Source organism: Providencia sp. PROV223 (assembly GCF_028479245.1).
GTDB lineage: Bacteria > Pseudomonadota > Gammaproteobacteria > Enterobacterales > Enterobacteriaceae > Providencia > Providencia rettgeri.
The window spans coordinates 33386-51851 of sequence record NZ_JAMPNG010000019.1 but is presented as its reverse complement, the minus strand read 5'-3'; the positions used below and the strand labels follow the sequence as shown (position 1 = coordinate 51851).

At 39.5% G+C, this 18466-nt stretch carries 18 protein-coding genes; 9 read left to right on the top strand and 9 right to left on the bottom strand.

Features of this window, described 5'->3' with window-relative positions; translation table 11 throughout:
- Nucleotides 1-79: 79 nt before the first annotated feature.
- The 3 genes from glnD (at nucleotide 80) to PR767_RS17690 (ending at nucleotide 4405) form a co-directional block, all read left to right on the top strand.
- On the top strand, nucleotides 80-2716 hold the full coding sequence (gene glnD, locus PR767_RS17700) for a bifunctional uridylyltransferase/uridylyl-removing protein GlnD (protein ID WP_272520701.1): 2637 nt from the start codon (nucleotides 80-82) through the stop codon (nucleotides 2714-2716).
- A 62-nt stretch (nucleotides 2717-2778) separates the two neighbouring features.
- Nucleotides 2779-3606, top strand: coding sequence for a 2,3,4,5-tetrahydropyridine-2,6-dicarboxylate N-succinyltransferase (gene dapD / locus PR767_RS17695; protein ID WP_004908750.1), 828 nt, complete (start codon nucleotides 2779-2781; stop codon nucleotides 3604-3606).
- Between the two features lie 418 nt (nucleotides 3607-4024).
- Nucleotides 4025-4405, top strand: a complete 381-nt coding sequence (locus PR767_RS17690; protein WP_004908747.1) for a DUF3461 family protein — start codon at nucleotides 4025-4027, stop codon at nucleotides 4403-4405.
- 83 nt (nucleotides 4406-4488) lie between these two features.
- On the opposite strand, the gene PR767_RS17685 is transcribed toward PR767_RS17690, so the two are convergent.
- From PR767_RS17685 to PR767_RS17675, 3 genes are read right to left on the bottom strand one after another with little or no spacing between them, the layout of a single operon-like run.
- Nucleotides 4489-4941: a flavodoxin gene (locus PR767_RS17685; RefSeq protein WP_004908745.1), complete on the bottom strand. Its 453-nt coding sequence runs from the start codon at nucleotides 4939-4941 to the stop codon at nucleotides 4489-4491.
- A gap of 21 nt (nucleotides 4942-4962) precedes the next feature.
- Entirely contained in the window at nucleotides 4963-5721 is a 759-nt protein-coding gene (gene truC / locus PR767_RS17680; protein ID WP_004908740.1) for a tRNA pseudouridine(65) synthase TruC, read from the bottom strand.
- A gap of 7 nt (nucleotides 5722-5728) precedes the next feature.
- The gene (locus tag PR767_RS17675) at nucleotides 5729-6064 is read right to left on the bottom strand and encodes a YqcC family protein (RefSeq protein ID WP_004908739.1); all 336 of its coding nucleotides are present in this window, start codon (nucleotides 6062-6064) and stop codon (nucleotides 5729-5731) included.
- A gap of 255 nt (nucleotides 6065-6319) precedes the next feature.
- On the opposite strand from PR767_RS17675, the gene PR767_RS17670 reads away from it, so the two are divergent.
- Complete coding sequence (locus PR767_RS17670) at nucleotides 6320-7216, top strand: DUF535 family protein (RefSeq protein ID WP_209101907.1); 897 nt, start codon at nucleotides 6320-6322, stop codon at nucleotides 7214-7216.
- 463 nt (nucleotides 7217-7679) lie between these two features.
- On the opposite strand, the gene syd is transcribed toward PR767_RS17670, so the two are convergent.
- Nucleotides 7680-8240, bottom strand: coding sequence for a SecY-interacting protein (gene syd, locus PR767_RS17665; RefSeq protein ID WP_004908733.1), 561 nt, complete (start codon nucleotides 8238-8240; stop codon nucleotides 7680-7682).
- A gap of 146 nt (nucleotides 8241-8386) precedes the next feature.
- Here syd and queF point away from each other — a divergent pair, with 146 nt between their 5' ends.
- The 3 genes from queF to xni all read left to right on the top strand — a co-directional run bounded on the left by queF (nucleotide 8387) and on the right by xni (nucleotide 11459).
- Nucleotides 8387-9232 carry an NADPH-dependent 7-cyano-7-deazaguanine reductase QueF gene (gene queF, locus PR767_RS17660; RefSeq protein ID WP_117162520.1) on the top strand — a complete coding sequence of 282 codons (846 nt, stop codon included), beginning with the start codon at nucleotides 8387-8389 and terminating at the stop codon, nucleotides 9230-9232.
- A gap of 85 nt (nucleotides 9233-9317) precedes the next feature.
- Entirely contained in the window at nucleotides 9318-10685 is a 1368-nt protein-coding gene (gene ppnN, locus PR767_RS17655; protein ID WP_123382299.1) for a nucleotide 5'-monophosphate nucleosidase PpnN, read from the top strand.
- 18 nt (nucleotides 10686-10703) lie between these two features.
- Nucleotides 10704-11459, top strand: coding sequence for a flap endonuclease Xni (gene xni / locus PR767_RS17650; protein ID WP_109911795.1), 756 nt, complete (start codon nucleotides 10704-10706; stop codon nucleotides 11457-11459).
- Nucleotides 11460-11513: 54 nt separating this feature from the next.
- Here the strand turns inward: xni and rlmM are convergent, their stop codons facing one another.
- The 3 genes from rlmM to PR767_RS17635 are packed head-to-tail and all read right to left on the bottom strand — an operon-like array spanning nucleotide 11514 to nucleotide 13974.
- Nucleotides 11514-12617, bottom strand: a complete 1104-nt coding sequence (rlmM, locus tag PR767_RS17645) for a 23S rRNA (cytidine(2498)-2'-O)-methyltransferase RlmM (RefSeq protein WP_272520700.1) — start codon at nucleotides 12615-12617, stop codon at nucleotides 11514-11516.
- Nucleotides 12610-13005 carry a DUF423 domain-containing protein gene (locus PR767_RS17640; protein ID WP_004908716.1) on the bottom strand — a complete coding sequence of 132 codons (396 nt, stop codon included), beginning with the start codon at nucleotides 13003-13005 and terminating at the stop codon, nucleotides 12610-12612. Before PR767_RS17640 ends, rlmM begins: the two co-directional genes overlap by 8 nt.
- Before the next feature lie 27 nt (nucleotides 13006-13032).
- Nucleotides 13033-13974 (bottom strand): transcriptional regulator GcvA, encoded by a 942-nt coding sequence (locus tag PR767_RS17635; RefSeq protein ID WP_004908711.1) that lies wholly within the window; start codon nucleotides 13972-13974, stop codon nucleotides 13033-13035.
- Nucleotides 13975-14672: 698 nt separating this feature from the next.
- Between PR767_RS17635 and csdA the strand changes: the two genes are divergently transcribed.
- Together csdA and csdE are read left to right on the top strand one after the other, a co-directional pair.
- Nucleotides 14673-15878 (top strand): cysteine desulfurase CsdA, encoded by a 1206-nt coding sequence (gene csdA / locus PR767_RS17630; protein WP_272520699.1) that lies wholly within the window; start codon nucleotides 14673-14675, stop codon nucleotides 15876-15878.
- Nucleotides 15879-15896: 18 nt separating this feature from the next.
- A complete protein-coding gene (gene csdE, locus PR767_RS17625) occupies nucleotides 15897-16355 on the top strand; it encodes a cysteine desulfurase sulfur acceptor subunit CsdE (RefSeq protein ID WP_004908705.1) in 459 nt (152 codons plus the stop codon).
- Nucleotides 16356-16396: 41 nt separating this feature from the next.
- Here csdE and tcdA read toward each other — a convergent pair whose 3' ends face one another.
- Nucleotides 16397-17212 carry a tRNA cyclic N6-threonylcarbamoyladenosine(37) synthase TcdA gene (tcdA, locus tag PR767_RS17620; RefSeq protein ID WP_004908703.1) on the bottom strand — a complete coding sequence of 272 codons (816 nt, stop codon included), beginning with the start codon at nucleotides 17210-17212 and terminating at the stop codon, nucleotides 16397-16399.
- Nucleotides 17213-17242: 30 nt separating this feature from the next.
- Complete coding sequence (gene mltA / locus PR767_RS17615) at nucleotides 17243-18364, bottom strand: murein transglycosylase A (protein ID WP_004908700.1); 1122 nt, start codon at nucleotides 18362-18364, stop codon at nucleotides 17243-17245.
- Nucleotides 18365-18466 lie beyond the last annotated feature (102 nt).

Genomic DNA, 18466 nt, shown 5'->3' with positions numbered 1-18466 from the left:
GCTCTTCCTCTGTTCATTTTTATCAAAAAACCGTAAGCTGGTAGCTAACCCCTATTGCTATCAATACGGAAAGATAAAGATGATTGTAAATTCAGCTTCCTACCTACCCCCTAATCAATTTAGTACTCATGACCTTGAGCTGAATTCATTAAGGCAACATGTCGATAATTTTGATCAGTGGCTCGAAGAGGCTTTCAACCAAGGTAAAGATGTTGTCGATCTCATTCACTTACGTAGTGACTATCTTGATGCCTTACTAACGCGATTATGGCAATCCTTTCAATTTGATAAGCAACCAGATATGTCACTAATCGCTGTTGGGGGTTATGGACGCCATGAATTGCACCCACTTTCTGACATTGATATTTTAGTGTTAAGCAAAACCCCTCTTCCAGAGCACATTGCTAGCGAAATTGGGCAATTTATTACTCTATTGTGGGATCTACGGTTTGATATCGGCCACAGTGTTCGTTCGCTGGCTGAATGCATTGAAGCCGGAAATGCAGACCTAACCACTGCAACTAATCTCATTGAATCACGGCTAATTTGTGGTGATGTCACCCTGTTTTTACAATTACAAAAAACCATTTTTAGCGATGATTTTTGGCCTTCCGCGGTCTTTTTTGCTGCAAAAATTGAAGAACAACAAGAACGTCATCAACGCTACCATAGCACCAGCTATAATTTAGAACCTGATATTAAAAGTAGCCCAGGGGGATTGCGAGATATCCATACATTACTGTGGGTCGGCAGGCGCCATTTTGGCGCAACCACCGTCGATGAAATGGTGGGCTTTGGCTTTCTCACCGAAGAAGAGCGCCAAGAACTCAAAGAGTGCTTAATGTTTTTATGGAAAATTCGCTTTGCGCTCCATTTAGTGGTGAAACGTCATGATAATCGTCTACTATTTGACCGCCAGTTTAGTGTAGCTCGGTTACTGGGTTATGAGGGCGAAAAAAACCAACCCGTTGAACGAATGATGAAAGATTTCTATCGTGTCACTCGCCGGGTGAGAGAACTCAATCAAATGCTATTACAATTATTTGATGAGGCCATTTTAACGCTTAACCCTAACGAAAAACCGCGCCCTATTGATTCGCTATTCCAATTACGCGGGTCATTGATTGATGTTATTGATGAAGAATTATTTATTAAGCAACCAGCTGCTATTTTAAAAATGTTTTATCAAATGGCTCGCTATCCAAATATTACAGGGATCTATTCCACCACATTACGTCAGCTTCGTTATGCACGCCGTAACCTTTCAGTGCCATTATGCGAAATTCCCGAAGCCCGAAAACTGTTTATCAAAATTCTACGCCACCCCAGAGCAATCAAAGGTGCCTTTGTTCCCATGCACCTTCATAGTGTATTAAGCGCTTACACACCGCTATGGAGCAATATTGTCGGGCAAATGCAATTCGACCTATTCCATGCATATACCGTTGATGAACATACTATTCGTGTGCTGCAAAAAATTGATAGCTTTACCTTAGAAGAAAACCGACGAGATCACCCTCTTTGCGTTAGTGTTTATCCCAAATTATTGCAACCTGAGCTTTTACGATTAGCAGCGATTTTCCACGATATTGCTAAAGGCCGCTCAGGAGATCACTCCGATCTCGGCTCTGAGTTTGTTTATGATTTTGCCTTACTACATGATTTTTCTACCAAAGAAGCTGAATTGGCGTCATGGTTGGTGAAAAATCACTTATTGATGTCAGTAACCGCTCAACGACGCGACATCCAAGATCCTGATGTCATTAAACAATTTGCAGGGGAAGTAAAAACCGTTTCACGGCTTAACTACCTGATGTGTCTAACTGTCGCTGACATTTGTGCGACAAATAGCACGCTGTGGAATAGTTGGAAACAAAGTTTAATTCGTGAACTATTTTTATCAACAGAACACCAGTTAAATCAAGGCATGCAAAGCACCCCTGACTTACGTGAACGCATTCGTCACCATCGTTATCAGGCTTTATCATTACTGCGCCAATCATCCATTGATGAAGAAAAACTACAAGGGTTATGGTCTCGTTGCCATGCAGATTATTTTTTACGTCACACTCCATCCCAATTAGCATGGCATGCTAAGCACCTACTAGCCCATGATTTGAGCCAGCCTTTAGTGTTAATCAGCACGCAACCTAAACATGGCGGAACAGAAATTTTCATTTGGTGCCATGATAAACCCCATTTATTTGCCGCTGTCGCCAGCGAATTAGATCGACGAAATTTAAGCATTCACAGTGCTCAAATTTTTACTAACAAAGACAATATGGCCATGGATACCTTCGTCGTACTTGAGCCTAACGGTAGCCCCCTATCCAAAGACAGATACGATCATATTCGAAAAATGTTGTTATTAGCCGTTCAGCAACCCGAAATTTCACTGCCTAAGCCACGTACTTTACCGTCAAAGTTACGTCACTTTACCGTGCCAACAAAAGTTAATTTTCTACATTCCACTAACGAACGTCGCACTTATATGGAGTTGTTCGCTTTGGACCAACCTGGTTTATTAGCTCGCATCGGTCATATTTTTGCTCAAATGGAAATTTCTCTGTATGGCGCGCGCATCACCACAATTGGCGAAAAAGTGGAAGATTTCTTTGTGTTAGCAGATAAAGATCACAAAGCGTTGACTAAAAATATGCAACAAGAGTTATCAGAAAGGTTGACAGAAACCCTAAAATCGAAGGATAAAATATAGCGTCCATCACATTTTCATGGTGAACGTTCACTTTTATGTCATTCAAGAGGAAAATACAATCAATGCAGCATTTACAAGCGATCATTGAACAAGCGTTCGAAGAGCGAGCCAGTATCACACCAAATACTGTATCAAGTTCGGTAAAACAAGCCGTGCTAGATACCATTGCATTACTCGATAGCGGCAAATTGCGTGTAGCTGAAAAAATTGCCGGTGTTTGGGTTACCCATCAATGGCTGAAAAAAGCGGTTTTGTTATCCTTTCGCATTCAAGATAACCAAGTGATTGACGGTGCAGAAAGCCGTTATTTCGATAAAGTGCCGATGAAATTTGCAGATTATGACCAAGCTCGCTTCGAGAAAGAAGGCTTCCGAGTTGTTCCTCCAGCGGCTGTACGTAAAGGCGCTTATATCGCTAAAAATAGCGTATTAATGCCATCTTATGTCAATATTGGTGCCTACGTTGATGAAGGCACCATGGTGGATACATGGGCAACCGTGGGCTCATGTGCGCAGATTGGTAAAAACGTGCATTTATCTGGTGGCGTGGGTATTGGCGGTGTCTTAGAGCCACTACAAGCCAACCCAACGATTATTGAAGACAACTGCTTTATTGGTGCTCGTTCCGAAGTGGTCGAAGGGGTGATTGTTGAAGAAGGCTCCGTTATTTCAATGGGGGTTTATCTGGGACAAAGCACCAAAATCTATGACCGTGAAACAGGTGAAATTCATTACGGCCGAGTCCCTGCTGGTTCCGTGGTTGTATCGGGAAATTTACCATCAAAAGATGGTCGCTATAGCCTATATTGCGCAGTCATTGTTAAAAAAGTCGATGAGAAAACTCGCGGCAAAGTCGGTATTAATGAATTATTAAGAACGATTGATGAGTAATTAATCACCTAGAATCTCATACCAAATCTGTTACTGGTTTTTATAATAAGTTTTTGTCATGAGCCATTGTAATTAGGTTAAAAATCGAAGCTATCCCGAATCGCATACACTCGTATGCAACTCGGGTGGCCATATCAGCGTTACCTTTTAATATTAGCGCATTAATTGCAAAGAGAAGTTTGTCAATTTCTAGAAATCGCGCATAATATGTCCGTAGCTTTTGCCGTTTACCTCTAATAAAACTGTATTATTTTATTTTTCATTATAATGATGCTGTTTGCGTAATAACATCATTCAATCTATCACCCAGATGGGTAGAATAGATAACTTCTTAACGAGAAATAGACCGATATTGTTACGGCCTGCTCACACTATCACTTTGTTCACCGACTCTGTCTCTACAGTAAAGCGAGCTAACATGTACGATAATTTGAAAAGTTTAGGCATCAGTAACCCTCAAGACATCGACCGCTACACCTTACGCCAAGAAGCGAATAATGACATTTTAAAAATTTATTTTCGCAAAGATAAAGGGGAGTTTTTCGCTAAAAGCGTAAAATTCAAATATCCACGCCAGCGTAAAACCATTGCGGATGGTAATAATAATTTCAAAGAAATTAATGAAATTAACACTAACCTGCGTTATGCCATCGAAGAACTAGACCAAATTTGCCAAACAGATCAAACTGATATTGATTTAAAACACAAAATTCTTGATGATTTACGTCATCTTGAACATGTGGTTTCAAACAAGATCGCGGAAATTGAAGCGGATCTAGAAAAATTGACCCGTAAATAATTTACAGGCGAAACGATTGATTTACTGCGCCGTAGTACTGCCGATATTTATCATTAATACTGGTAATACTACGGCGCAGACATTTAAAGTAACTCAGCCCATGCTTCAACCCAAGGCTTAGCAAACTCCTCGGGAACATCGACTTCAATCGCATCAATAAATAAAATATCACCAATACGGGTTGCTGATTGCTCAGCTAACAACTCATCAAAACGAATACCAGCGCCACAAAAACTTTCATAACTGCTATCGCCTAAAGCAATTAGGCCATAACGCAAATCCGGTTGATAACCGACAACATCTTTGATTTCGCTATATAACGGGGCGATTGTATCAGGCAAATCCCCTTGCCCTGTCGACGAGGTAACAATAAGTGCAATTTCATTGCCTGAATTATAAAGTTGCCAATCATTCAAGGTGGGCTCATCAAAAACAACCACTTCATGCCCTTGCTGCTCTAAAATTTCTTGTGCCGTTTCCGCAACAGCTAAAGAGTTCCCATAGACAGTTCCAACAAAAATGCCTATTTTTGACATAACATTCCCTCTATTTCATAGTTAACTTGATGAGTTAATGACGTTTATCCCTAATTTTGCAACTTTATCTGACCATCCAAATTGCTCAATTAATGACAACCATTGTGTATCCCACGTGGCAACTAACGATATATTTTCTTTTGTTATTGGGTGATTTAAATTTAATAAGCTGGCATGTAACATCAAGCGAGACACTGAAAAATGTGTATTCACCCCTCTATTCTGCCGTAAGTCTCCATGCTTGCTATCACCAATAATAGGGTGACGAAGGTGAGACATATGCCTTCTCAATTGATGTTTACGACCAGTTTCAGGTTTTAACTCAACTAAACTAAATCTTGATGTTTCATATCGCCCAATCGCAATGGCGCACTCAACTGTTGCTATCGGTTTACAGTGGGTAACGCATTCCTGTAGAACAGGTTCACGTGACGCATGTTTATCTGCAATTTTATCTAATTCTTCTAATAGCGGATAATCGATGGTTTGCTCTTCGGTTAAATAACCACGAACAACAGCGTGATACACTTTTTCTAACTGATGGTTTTCAAATTGAGCCGATAACAGCCTTGCAACCTCGCTCGATAATGCAAAAAGTAATATACCTGAGGTAGGCCTATCGAGACGATGAATGGGATAAACATACTGGCCAATTTGGTCACGTAATGTTTGCATCACAAATACGGTTTCTTTACTGTCCAACCAGCTGCGGTGCACTAACATACCCGCAGGCTTATTCACCGCCACCAGATATTCGTCGTGATAAATAATTTCCAACATCAATAAATTACCCGTTGGTCTTCGTTGAGAAAAAACTATCTAATTCACGCAAATAATTAATAATTAGCGTGTATTGTTCTTCTTCATCATGCTTATAAGCTTCTTCAAAATAAGGCGCGACGGCAAAATTAGTTGGCAGTACTGCCCCTTGTTCAATTAACATTTGAAGACGAGGTATTAAAATCCACTGCAGCCACTCTATAGCCTCCATCGTATCAATACAAAAAGGCTCTATGCTGTTAAAAGCTTCAGGTGAAGGTGGCTGTTCATTCCAAAGAGATTTTAATTTCATTTCCTCTTCTAAGTGACGAAGTTTCTCAATAATACGTTGTTCAATATTCATACTTAAACTCATTTAGTGATGGCTGCAGCAAATATACGGTATTTTCTATCATAATTCTGTCGGATACATGGGGTTAAGCCTTAACAAATACAAGTTTATTTAATTTGCATATCGATAATAATTATTATCGTAGCTATTAATCGAACAACTCATTTAATAAGATTCGTTTATATTTTGTTGCAGATAGCACATGTAAGATTAAATGTTTTATCAATTTAGTACTTACAGAATAATTAACAACAAAATGGTTTATCTATGGGACGACTAAAGCAGTGGCGTAAGGAAAATAAAGTCTGGAAAGCTTTAAATTCTAACTATATTGAATTAAAAAGAAAAATACGTATTTCAAAGCTACCTTCGTCACAATATCAGCATTATCAAGTTATGTGCCAAAACTACCGTAGTGCGCAATTTTCTTCAGTTATTGAAAGCGTTCCTCATTTTATCGAACGCCCTATAAATAAGTATCTACATAAAAGCTGGAGCGGAAAGCAAAAGCTATTAACCGCCAGCTACACTCTCAACTTAATTGAAAAGACATTTAAACCTGAAGCTATTGAAGCGATGTTTTCTGCTAAGCGAAAAGGGCTTATCGTGGCAAACATTGAATTAAAATCAGGCGAGTTCGCTCAATTAACTTTGATTTATTCTCAATACCCTCGGGAAGGCGATCTCACTTTACACTTGAAAAATGAAACGGGCGACGATATTTATTTAATGAGCTTTTCCTTTGGCCCTGAAGGTCAACTATACGTATGCTCTTTGCAAGGCCCTTCCACTGAACAAAGTGTCGACCAAGTTAGATTGATTACTAAACAGATGCACGGTATGAGACCAAAAAACTTATTAATGTCAGCCATTTATGCCGTAGCAAGCTTCTTTCAGGTAAAATCAATATTAGGAATTTCAAACCAGTGCCATATTAAGAGCCAACATTTGAAATCAAGCTACGATACGTTTTGGCAAGAATGTAGTGCAACGAAAACACCTGATGGTTGGTTCCAATTACCCACTCAAGAGCCTGTACGAGATATTGAGTCAGTGAAAAGCCAGCGTCGTGCTGAATTTCGCCGCCGGGAAGCACTACGCGATGCCATGACTCAAGAGATTATTACCTCGTTAACCAAGAATTCAATTAGCTTAGAGCATTAATTTTAATAAATTATCTTTAGCACTTTAACACCACTTAGCTACGAGTGATTCATAACTAAAAAAGCCAGTCAACCTAAGCTGACTGGCTCATACTTTAAAATTTACGCATCCTGCAAAATGACTTCCCGTCATTCAACATCCTGTTGATTAAAACAAATTCATAGATTCATCATCTAATCGCGTTCCATCGCCTTGTTTTAAACAATTTTTATACCTCACAAGAAGGTATAAAAAGCTAAACGAGTTTACCCTGTCCAGCGAGATAAGAATGCATTAAATCTATTAATGAAACAACCTAGCAAAATAAACAATAACACAGTAAAACACGCAAAAATCGCATACCAGATAGTAACGCTATGAAATTAAAAGTTAAATAATTATCATTACAATATAAAGATCATTTTTTAAGAAATTACTTAGTTCAATTGTAGGCATTTACTTACACAAACCCACTTAAAAATACTTACCCCTGAGGTTCAACGACAACCCCTAGTTCATCCAGAAAACTTGTTAAATTCGAAGAAAGTACACGCCGGTCCTGACTACCAAATTTTTCTAATATAATTTCCCCCGTGAGATTACACATTGATATCATTTCAATCTCAGACTCTAAAGTCGCAATGAACAGCGTGGGGGATAGTTTTAAACGCTTTTGAGTGACTAAATGACCAATTAAATTCTCTTGCAAACGGATGAAGTCATCTTCATTCCAAACCTGCACTAAACTCAGCGTAATATCACGAAATGTGGCTTTCATATCGCCAGCAAGCTGTGTCGTATAAAAAGTATGGATATCACTTTGTAAATTAATCTCCAATGCTGTCGCGACTTTATCCAAGTTCGCATCCTTTATTGGAAATGCTTGAGGCTCCCAGTAAACCCAATTTTCACCTGTACGGACAATACAGGGAGATGGAATGCCATATAAATCTGTTGAGGCAGGAGGTAACCCCGTTTGTTGATGCCATTGTGAAACATATTTTTGAGTAAAATTATGTAGTGCGGCAGAATGTGATGTATTCATAATTATCTATTTTTTGTAGTCAATTTAAAGAGAAAGGCGTCAATGTTGCCGATAAATGGTATTATGACAGAAGTTCACAGACGAAGAAAATATCCCAATTTTTACCTGTTAGCCTCATTTTTAGTTTATGAAGTATAAGGACTCCTATGTCACACTATCAGAATAATCCCGCACTTAATAATTTAACTCTTGGGAAAAAAACGGCTTATCATGACCAATATGATGCCACATTATTACAAGCTGTCCCTCGTAGCTTAAATCGTGATCCTTTAGCCATTCACGCTAAGTCGCTTCCATTTCACGGTGCTGACATTTGGACAATGTACGAGCTTTCATGGCTAAATCAGCGTGGTGTTCCCCAAGTAGCGATAGGCTCGATTAGTGTTGATGCAAATAGCGAAAATTTAATTGAGTCTAAAAGTTTTAAGCTTTATCTAAACAGTTTTAACCAAACGCGTTTTGAAACTTGGGAAAATGTGCGAAGCGCTTTGCAAAATGATTTAAGCCGCTGTGCTAATGGGCAAGTAAGCGTTACACTCCATAAATTAGAGCACTTTTCTCATCAACCTATCCAGCCATTACTTGGCACATGTATTGATGAGCAAGAAATTAACATTGATAATTATGAGTTTAATCGTGACTATTTGGCGAATTGTACCCAACAACAAGTTGTTGACGAAACGTTAGTGAGCCATTTATTAAAATCAAATTGTTTAATTACCAATCAACCTGACTGGGGCTCTGTGCAGATCCACTATCGTGGACCAAAAATTAATCGCGAAGCCTTATTACGTTACTTGGTCTCATTTCGCCATCATAATGAGTTTCACGAACAATGCGTTGAACGCATTTTCACTGATATTATGCAATTATGTAAACCTGAAAAATTAAGTGTTTACGCACGCTATACTCGCCGTGGAGGGCTTGACATAAACCCATGGCGTAGTAATGAAGAATTTACGCCTGAATTAGGTCGCTTATCACGGCAATAAATATATATGCTTGAAAAGTAAATGTAATTAATACATTTGCAGTACAATTCACATATCAAGAACCCATGGGGTAAAGGAGTACTACTTGATTACTCATATCAGTCCATTAGGATCTATGGATCTACTCTCTCAACTTGAAGTTGATATGCTAAAACGCACGGCCAGTAGCGATTTGTACCAATTATTTAGGAATTGCTCTTTAGCCGTTTTGCATTCAGGCAGCTTAACTGATAGCAGCAAAGAGCTATTAGAAAAAAGTAAAAATTTTGATATCAATGTATTACGTCGTGAACGTGGCGTTAAGCTTGAACTTATCGAGCCCCCAGAAAAAGCCTTTGTTGATGGTAAAATCATCCGCACCTTACAAGCAAACCTGTTTGCCGTCTTACGTGACATTTTATTTGTTCATGCGCAGATTACGCATGCCAAAGAACAATTTAATCTAGACCTCGAAAACGGCACGCATATCACCAATATGATTTTCTCTATATTACGTAATGCTCGCGCACTACATATTGATGAAGACCCAAGTATGATTGTTTGCTGGGGGGGCCACTCAATTAATGAAATTGAATACCAATATGGCCGTAAGGTCGGTAACGAGCTTGGCTTGCGTGAACTCAATATCTGTACTGGTTGTGGCCCGGGAGCGATGGAAGCACCAATGAAAGGTGCCGCTGTTGGCCATGCCCAACAACAATACAAAAATAGCCGTTTTATCGGTTTAACTGAACCTTCAATTATCGCTGCTGAGCCACCAAACCCATTAGTGAACGAGCTCATCATTATGCCTGATATCGAAAAACGTTTAGAGGCATTCGTTCGATTAGGTCATGGGATTATTATCTTCCCTGGTGGTGTTGGTACCGCTGAAGAGTTGCTTTATTTACTTGGTATCTTGATGGACCCAGCCAACAGTGAACAAGTTCTACCATTGATTTTAACGGGTCCAAAAGAAAGTGCAGAATACTTTGAAGTGTTAGACGATTTTATTCGTCACACTTTAGGTGATGAAGCCAGTAAGCATTACCAAATTATTATTGACGATGCACCAGAAGTCGCTCGTGTAATGAAACGTAGCATGCCACAAGTTAAAGAAAATCGCCGTAGCACCGGCGATGCCTATAGCTTTAACTGGTCCATTAAAATTGCTCACGATTTACAGCATCCATTCGAACCAACGCATGAAAATATGGCATCACTGAACCTCCATCCAGGGCAAGCCCCTGAAAAATTGGCTTCAGATTTACGCCGTGCTTTCTCCGGTATTGTGGCTGGTAACGTGAAAGAATTTGGTATGAAAGCCATAGAAAAGCATGGACCATTCAAAATTCACGGCGATAGTGAGCTAATGAAGCGTATGGATGTGCTATTACAAGGCTTCGTTGAGCAACATCGTATGAAATTACCGGGTGGTACGGCATATGAACCTTGCTATGAAATCGTGAAATAAGTAAATGATGGCGTATTTATGATCCACTTATTAATTATTGATGCATTAAACTTAATACGCCGTATCCACGCGGTGCAAGGAAGCCCGTGTGGAGAAACTTGTTTATCTGCAATATCGCAGTTGATAGCCCACACTAATGCCACACACGTTGTTGCGGTGTTCGATGAAGAAGGGCGTCATCAAAGCTGGCGTCATGAAAAACTGCCCGATTACAAAGCAGGTCGGCAACCTATGCCTGAAGATTTGCATACTGAGCTCCCCGTATTAATAGCCTTATTTAAAGAAAAAGGGATTCACTGTTGGCAGTCTGAAGGAGATGAAGCCGATGATTTAGCCGCTACCTTAGCAACACGTATTGCAGGTTCGGGGCACACTGTCACCATCGTATCCACAGATAAAGGTTACTGCCAGCTACTTGCCCCTAACTTAAGAATTCGCGATTATTTTCAAAAGCGCTGGCTTGATATCCCTTTTATTGAAAAGGAATTTGGCGTTTCTCCTGAGCAGCTCCCTGATTATTGGGGACTTGCTGGGATCAGTAGTAGTAAAGTTCCTGGTGTCGCGGGCATTGGCCCCAAAAGTGCGACAATACTCTTGCAGCAATACCACTCAATTGAAAATATATTTGCCAATTTAGATAAAATTGAAGAGAAATGGCAGAAAAAGCTAATCAATCAGCAGGAGATTGCATTGATTTGCCGAGATATTGCGACGTTAAGAACCGATATTGTGCTCCAAGGAAATTTAAATCAGCTGCGTTATACAACCAACTAGTAGAAATAAAAAGGCCACTTCATTAGTGGCCTTTTTATTGACTGAATTTATGAATTAATAATACTCACGTGCCATCGGATTCGCCGACCATATCCTCATCACATGTACAGTCACTTCTTCTCGGTCATGATAAAGCTGCTTCGCTTGAATCAACACATTAACGCCTTGTTCTTTAAGCTGTATTTTCATCTTTTCTAAGATATGTGAGACTTCTTCATAGCGCTTTTTCATCGGCAATTTTAAGTTAAAAATGGCCTCTCGGCACCAACCTTGAGCAAGCCAATCCGTCATTAATGCAGCAACTTTAGCTGGTTTTTCGACCATATCACAGACTAACCAAGTGATGTTATGGGAAGTAGGCTTAAATTTAAAACCATCTTCACGGTGATGCTTAACTTGCCCTGTATCCATAAGGCTTTCCGCCATAGGACCATTATCTACAGCATCGACCATCATACTGCGTTTCACCAATTGATAAGTCCATCCCCCTGGACATGCTCCAAGATCTACAGCTTTCATTCCACTTGCTAGACGCTCCTCCCATTCTTCATAAGGAATAAAGACATGGAAAGCTTCCTCAAGTTTTAAGGTTGAACGGCTCGGGGCATCTGATGGGAATTTTAACCTTGGGATCCCCATATAGAAATTCGAACTATTATTAGTATATGAATACCCGGTATAGCAGCAACCTGGAGCAATAAAGAATACATGAATAACTGGTCGCTTAAAATTTTCAAGTGGTAATAAGATTTTTTCTTTACGTAATGCATTACGCAAAGGTACCGTAAACTTGCGGCAAAACTTTAGCAATTCTTTCGATTCGTTGGTATCAGCAACTTCAACACGGAGATCTCCTGCCCGCACAACTTGCTGACTCAATGCATTTACAATCGGGGTAATACGGTCTTCAGGCGGTAAATCCTTAAGTAAGTCCCCTATTACAATCATTTGACGAGCAAAAATTAATTCTCGAAAAGGTAACGTTCGTGCTAGTGTATCCGCATCTTCTGCTTGGTAGCACTCAAAAATAACATAACCACTATTTTCTTTTACGCGGGCAAAACCATAAATTTCTTTTTGCCCAGCTTTATCTGTAATCTCTGCTGCACATTCTTTTTCAAAGCCTGGACGGCAATATAGTGCAATTTTATTACTCATTGCGTGACGCCGATTTCCTTAGACGCATAGCGCCAATAACCACTAACAGCCAACCAATTAGGAAACATACACCACCTATTGGCGTAAAATAAGAAAAGTATTTTACCTGCAATAGTGCCATACAATAAAGGCTACCGCTAAAAAGAAGTATCCCAACAGAGAAAAACACACCTGACCAGTAGAACCACAGAATAATTTTACGTAATAGAATTGCCCCGAGCACCATCAATGCAACAGTATGCAACATTTGATAACGTAGCCCGATTTCAATCCAGTCCATTTGGTGGACACTCATAATTGACGATAACGCGTGTGAACCAATAGCCCCAAAAGCAACAGTAAAGAAGCCACTAATTCCAGCGAAAATTAACATCAAACGACTATTCACAGTAACACCTTTTATTTAAATACTTGATTACTGAATAAGCGCCACATCTTGGTCACCCGTAATAAAGCCTAATTTCTCTTGTTCACTTGCCGCCTGCCCAAGAATCCATTGGCGAAATGCAGCTATTTTGCCTAAATCAGCCTGATTTTCTTGGCAAACTAAGTAGAATGCATTTTTACTAACTAATACCTCACTAAAGGGACAAACTAAGCGCCCTGCATCAATTTCATTTTTAGCCATCACATTATTCGTTAGTGCAATTCCTTGGCCATGAACCGCGGCTTGAATAACCATAGCGCTATGACTAAAAATAGGACCTTGCTGTACATTAACTACATTTTGTAACTCTAGTTGCTTAACATATGCTTGCCAGTCCCTTCGTGAAGAATCGTGAAGTAACGTATGTTTTGCTAAATCCTCAGGATTTTTTAGTTGGCGATCCCCTGTTAATAAAGATGGTGAACATACTGGCATTAAATATTCAGCATAAAGCCTGTCTGTTCTTAGCCCAGGCCAATTACCTTTACCGTAGAAAATAGCGACATCAACGTCATCTGCCAACTTATCTTCTTCTCTATCTACAGCTTGGATCCGCACATCAATTCCGGGATAGGCTTGATTAAAACCAGAAAGCCTTGGTACCAGCCACTGAATCGCAAAACTTGGGGATAAACTCACCGTTAATGCCCCTTTTGCACTTCTAGCTTGTAATTTACGTGTCGCCTCGTTCAAAGAAGAGAAAATCTCTTTAATATCAAGATAATAGCTTTGACCTTCTTCTGTCAATAGCAATGAACGATTGCGTCGGCGAAACAATTTCAACCCAAGGAAATCCTCCAAACTTTTCATTTGGTGGCTAACGGCCGCTTGAGTTACAAATAATTCTTCTGCTGCCTTAGTAAAACTTAAATGACGAGCTGCAGCATCAAAGACTCTCAGAGCATTTAGGGGCGGTAATCTTTTAGACATAATCACTTCTACTTGGCATCTTGTTATGCATTAGTTTTTTTCATCCGAAGCATTATAATTTGTCCCTTGAGGATACGCTAGTAAATACCTATAGTATGCACACTTCCTAAGCCGGAACGAAAAGTTACAGAGTTTAGTTACTTTGAAACTTTTGGCTTTGTGGTTGTGATGTTGTGTTTGCAAGTTGTCTGGTTGAACCAGACCTTTGTAGCTTTAGCTACTGTTTTTTCACTTCCTGTACATTTACCCTGTCTGTCCATAGTGATTTTATATAGTGCACCGCCAACGCGCGGTGCTTTTTTTTTACTCTTTTTTTAATATTTTAATGGTATTTACTTAAACAATTTAACTTAACAAATACAGATATCTATAGATAATTACTAGTGTACCGAAAAAACTATCAGTAAGATATTTAAGATAAATCTTGAAAATTATTTACTAAGTGCTGAAAAAAATAACTTTATAAGTTAAAGGCATTGTATTGTAATGCAAAACACTGAATCATCTTGAAACCACATAGAGAATAATGCTAACAATTAATACCAAACGTAACAAAATATTTCAATGATTAGATTAAAAAATGATGCGTTTAAATTAATCAGAAATAACCATAAATGTACTAATAAATGTACAATCCATTAATACAGCACTCAGTAATATCAAATCACATTGAAATTTTGACTAAAAAGAAAATACTCATGGATCATTTCAGCGCCGCCATATTTCGTCTCGCTTTTCCAGCGATAGACTCACCAACACTATTTTTTGATAGTGCAGCTACAGCATTAAAGCCCATTGCCATGAACAATGCATCAAATGACTATTATCGCTTGTCAGGCAGTTCGGTATATCGCGGGCAATCACCTGAATCATTAAAATTAACCCGTAACTATGAACTAGGTCGAATTCGTGCGGCGAAATATATTCATGCTTCAAGTGAAAAAAATATTATTTGGACTCGCGGGACAACAGAATCAATTAATTTAATTACACAAGGTTATTTTCGCTCAAGATTACAGCCTAACGATGAAATTATTGTCAGCGAAATAGAACATCATTCAAATTTATTACCTTGGATTATGCTTTCACAGCAAACTGGCGCCAAAATTATAAAATGGCCGGTTGAAAAAAATCTGACGTTGAACCTTGATGTTCTCAAATCTAAATTATCGGAAAAAACGAAAGTCATCGCTATCACACAAATGTCTAATGTAACTGGCTATCAGCCAGATATACAGATGGTGACTCAACTTGCTCACCAAGTAGGGGCGCTAGTCGTTGTTGATGGAGCACAAGGTGTCGTTCATAGCCCTATAAATGTCAGTGAGCTAAATATCGATTTCTATGTATTTTCAGCACATAAGTTATATGGGCCGACTGGGCTTGGGGTTTGCTACGCCAAAACAGAACTTTTAGAGCAAATGACTCCTTGGCATGGTGGAGGAAAAATGTTGACTCACGTCACATTTGATAATTTCACTCTTGCCCCTATTCCCCAACGATTCGAAGCAGGAACACCGAATATTGCAGGGGTAATTGCCTTTTCGGCTACTTTAGAGTGGCTGGAAGAAATAAATTTAACACTAGCAGAAACATATACTTGCTCATTAATCGAATATGCAGCTAAAAAACTGTCGGCGCTACCCGGCTTTATTAGCTATAGTGTACCTCATTCTCCTTTGCTATCATTTAACTTCAAAGATGTTCACCATAGTGATCTGGGAGCCCTCTTGACCGAGCAAAATATTGCATTACGCTATGGTCAACATTGCACCCAACCATTAATGGATGCATTAAATATAAGTGGCTGCTTGCGCATCTCAATGATGCCTTACAATAACCAGCAAGATGTCGATAAATTTATCGATGCAGTTACTGTTTCACTTTCTATACTCAATGAATAAATCAATAAAGGAAGCCTAATGACTTCGACTAACCATGAACTTGCTCCGCACCCATTCGGTACAGAGATTAAAATTCAAGAAATAGTTGAACAGTTTTCCACACATAAAGCATGGGAAGATAAATATCGTTTATTAATTCAATTGGCGAGAAAGTTGCCAGCATTGTCTGATGATGAAAAGCTGCAAACTCAAGAAGTTAAAGGCTGTGAAAACCGTGTTTGGATTGGCGCACTACTGAATGATGATGAAACATTTCATTTTTATGGGGATAGTGAAGGCCGAGTAGTGAAAGGATTATTTGCCATTTTGTTAGCTGCAGTTGAGCAAAAAACAGCGAAAGAGATTATGGAAATTGATTTTAATCACTTACTAACTCAAACCGGCTTACCTGGGCAGCTCAGTGAATCGCGCCAAAATGGTATTCAGTCACTCATTACTGCAATTCAAAATATTGCTAATGAAATGACGCCTGCATAATTCATTGGATGAGGCTATCTATCGCAATAGCCTCATTCACTTTACTGTTTTTCCATTTCCCGTTGTGATTTTGCTATCATCTTTTTAAGTGCATGTGAAACAGCAATAAACCCAAAACTAGCCGTAACCATAGTAACCGCACCAAAGCCTGAAGCGCAGTCCATTCGCTTTGAACCATCCGCAGTGCTTTTTGCCGCACACACAGTACCGTCGCTTTGTGGATAAACAAGCTGTTCGGTAGAAAAAACACAATCAATCCCAAGCTTTCCTTTTCCATTTTTAACGACGTTAAAATCGGATTTTAAGCGTTCTCGCAACTTAGCCGCTAACGGGTCTTGAACTGTTTTAGCCAAGTCCACTACTTGAATTTTTGTTGGGTCGATTTGCCCACCAGCACCGCCTGTGGTGATAACGGGTATTTTAAAGCGCCTACAATACGCTAACAGCGCAGCTTTAGGCCTTACACTATCAATCGCATCAATAACATAATCAAACCCCGCATCAAGGTAATGAGCGACATTATCAACCGTAATAAAATCATCAATAACATTCACTACACATTCGGGGTTAATTTCTAAAATACGATTTTTCATCACATCAACTTTTGGCTGCCCAACGGTCGATTTGATGGCATGTAATTGCCGATTAGTATTAGTCACACAGATATCATCCATATCAATCAATGTGATATGCCCAATACCTGAACGAGCAAGTGCCTCAGCGGCCCACACACCTACCCCACCAATACCAATGACACAAATGTGGGAACGTGCAAAAAGATGAAGAGCATGTTGCCCATATAAACGCCCGATCCCAGCAAAACGCTGCATCCAAGCATCAGAAAGCTTAGCTTGCATAATAACGAACAACCTCAGTTAAACCTGTAACTACAGTGAACCAAATAGCGGCTGGCTTTTTTTCAGCACCCAAACTCGCCCGTAATGGTTATAAAAACCGGCCATTTTTCCAGCTTCATGGCCTATACCGTGGTAAATATCAAAATGATGCCCTTTAATCGCCCCACCGACATCCAAGGCTATCATCATACGCATTTCATACTGCCCCGTAAATTTCCCGTTATTATCTAATACAGGGATTTCTGCGAGCAAGGCTGTACCCGGTGGAATAAGGGTTTTATCTGATGCAACGGATGCTTTAGCGATTAAAGGAACAGCACTTGCCCCTCTAACAGGAACAAATGATTGTGGTTTAAAAAATACAAATGACGGGTTTTCTTCTAAAAGCTGGCGAACTTCTTGCTCGCTATGCTGATTAGTCCAATCATGAATAGCTTGTAATGACATTTGACTCAGAGGAACCTCGCCACGATCCACCAGTACTTTTCCAATACTTTTGTATGCGTGACCATTTTTACCTGCATAACCAAAGAAATTCAGTGGGCTACCATCCCCAAAATCAACATAGCCACTTCCTTGAACTTCCATCATAAAATTTTCAACCGGTGAATTGCTATAAGCTAAAATTAAATTATCACTCAGGGCACCGTTATAAATAGCTGCTCGACTAGGTAAACGAGTTTTTCCTTTTGGTGGCATGCCGTACAACGGATAACGAAACTCCCCTTGAGCCATACGGCGGGCCTCAATCACAGGCGTGTAATACCCTGTGAATTGTACGTTTCCATAATTATCGGCGCCTTCCATTTGGAAAGCGGTTAAATTGAAATTAGCCAATTGAGCCGGATTTCCTCCCGCCATCAACCAATTCTCTATAGCATGGTAGGTGTCGTTATTATTTTTAAACAACCGCGGTGATGCATTTTTAATTTCATTAACCTGTTGATTAAAATCTGGCGCATTTATAGGTCGCCCATTTACATTCACCTGATTTACTTTCTGTAAATCCTGAACTAAGCGACCATCTTTATATTGTTGGCCTTTATCCGTTGGATGGGTTTGGCATCCAGCCAATAAAGAAAGAAATACGCTGGTTACTAACCATTTTTTTACTGTATGTTTATTGACGATTTTTGTTAGCCCTATATTCATGCTCTACCACCCAGATAAATCCAACAATCCAATATGAAGCGCACAATAGCAAACCCAATTAGGGAATGAAACGTGTAAATATATTTAGAGAGGTTATTTTCC

What these genes read in the sequence shown, in the direction of transcription:
- glnD (WP_272520701.1), top strand. Translation starts at nt 80, where the DNA reads ATGATTGTAAATTCAGCTTCCTACCTACCCCCTAATCAATTTAGTACT.
- dapD (WP_004908750.1), top strand. Translation starts at nt 2,779, where the DNA reads ATGCAGCATTTACAAGCGATCATTGAACAAGCGTTCGAAGAGCGAGCC.
- PR767_RS17690 (WP_004908747.1), top strand. Translation starts at nt 4,025, where the DNA reads ATGTACGATAATTTGAAAAGTTTAGGCATCAGTAACCCTCAAGACATC.
- PR767_RS17685 (WP_004908745.1), bottom strand. Translation starts at nt 4,941, where the DNA reads ATGTCAAAAATAGGCATTTTTGTTGGAACTGTCTATGGGAACTCTTTA.
- truC (WP_004908740.1), bottom strand. Translation starts at nt 5,721, where the DNA reads ATGTTGGAAATTATTTATCACGACGAATATCTGGTGGCGGTGAATAAG.
- PR767_RS17675 (WP_004908739.1), bottom strand. Translation starts at nt 6,064, where the DNA reads ATGAATATTGAACAACGTATTATTGAGAAACTTCGTCACTTAGAAGAG.
- PR767_RS17670 (WP_209101907.1), top strand. Translation starts at nt 6,320, where the DNA reads ATGGGACGACTAAAGCAGTGGCGTAAGGAAAATAAAGTCTGGAAAGCT.
- syd (WP_004908733.1), bottom strand. Translation starts at nt 8,240, where the DNA reads ATGAATACATCACATTCTGCCGCACTACATAATTTTACTCAAAAATAT.
- queF (WP_117162520.1), top strand. Translation starts at nt 8,387, where the DNA reads ATGTCACACTATCAGAATAATCCCGCACTTAATAATTTAACTCTTGGG.
- xni (WP_109911795.1), top strand. Translation starts at nt 10,704, where the DNA reads ATGATCCACTTATTAATTATTGATGCATTAAACTTAATACGCCGTATC.
- rlmM (WP_272520700.1), bottom strand. Translation starts at nt 12,617, where the DNA reads ATGAGTAATAAAATTGCACTATATTGCCGTCCAGGCTTTGAAAAAGAA.
- PR767_RS17635 (WP_004908711.1), bottom strand. Translation starts at nt 13,974, where the DNA reads ATGTCTAAAAGATTACCGCCCCTAAATGCTCTGAGAGTCTTTGATGCT.
- csdA (WP_272520699.1), top strand. Translation starts at nt 14,673, where the DNA reads ATGGATCATTTCAGCGCCGCCATATTTCGTCTCGCTTTTCCAGCGATA.
- csdE (WP_004908705.1), top strand. Translation starts at nt 15,897, where the DNA reads ATGACTTCGACTAACCATGAACTTGCTCCGCACCCATTCGGTACAGAG.
- tcdA (WP_004908703.1), bottom strand. Translation starts at nt 17,212, where the DNA reads ATGCAAGCTAAGCTTTCTGATGCTTGGATGCAGCGTTTTGCTGGGATC.
- mltA (WP_004908700.1), bottom strand. Translation starts at nt 18,364, where the DNA reads ATGAATATAGGGCTAACAAAAATCGTCAATAAACATACAGTAAAAAAA.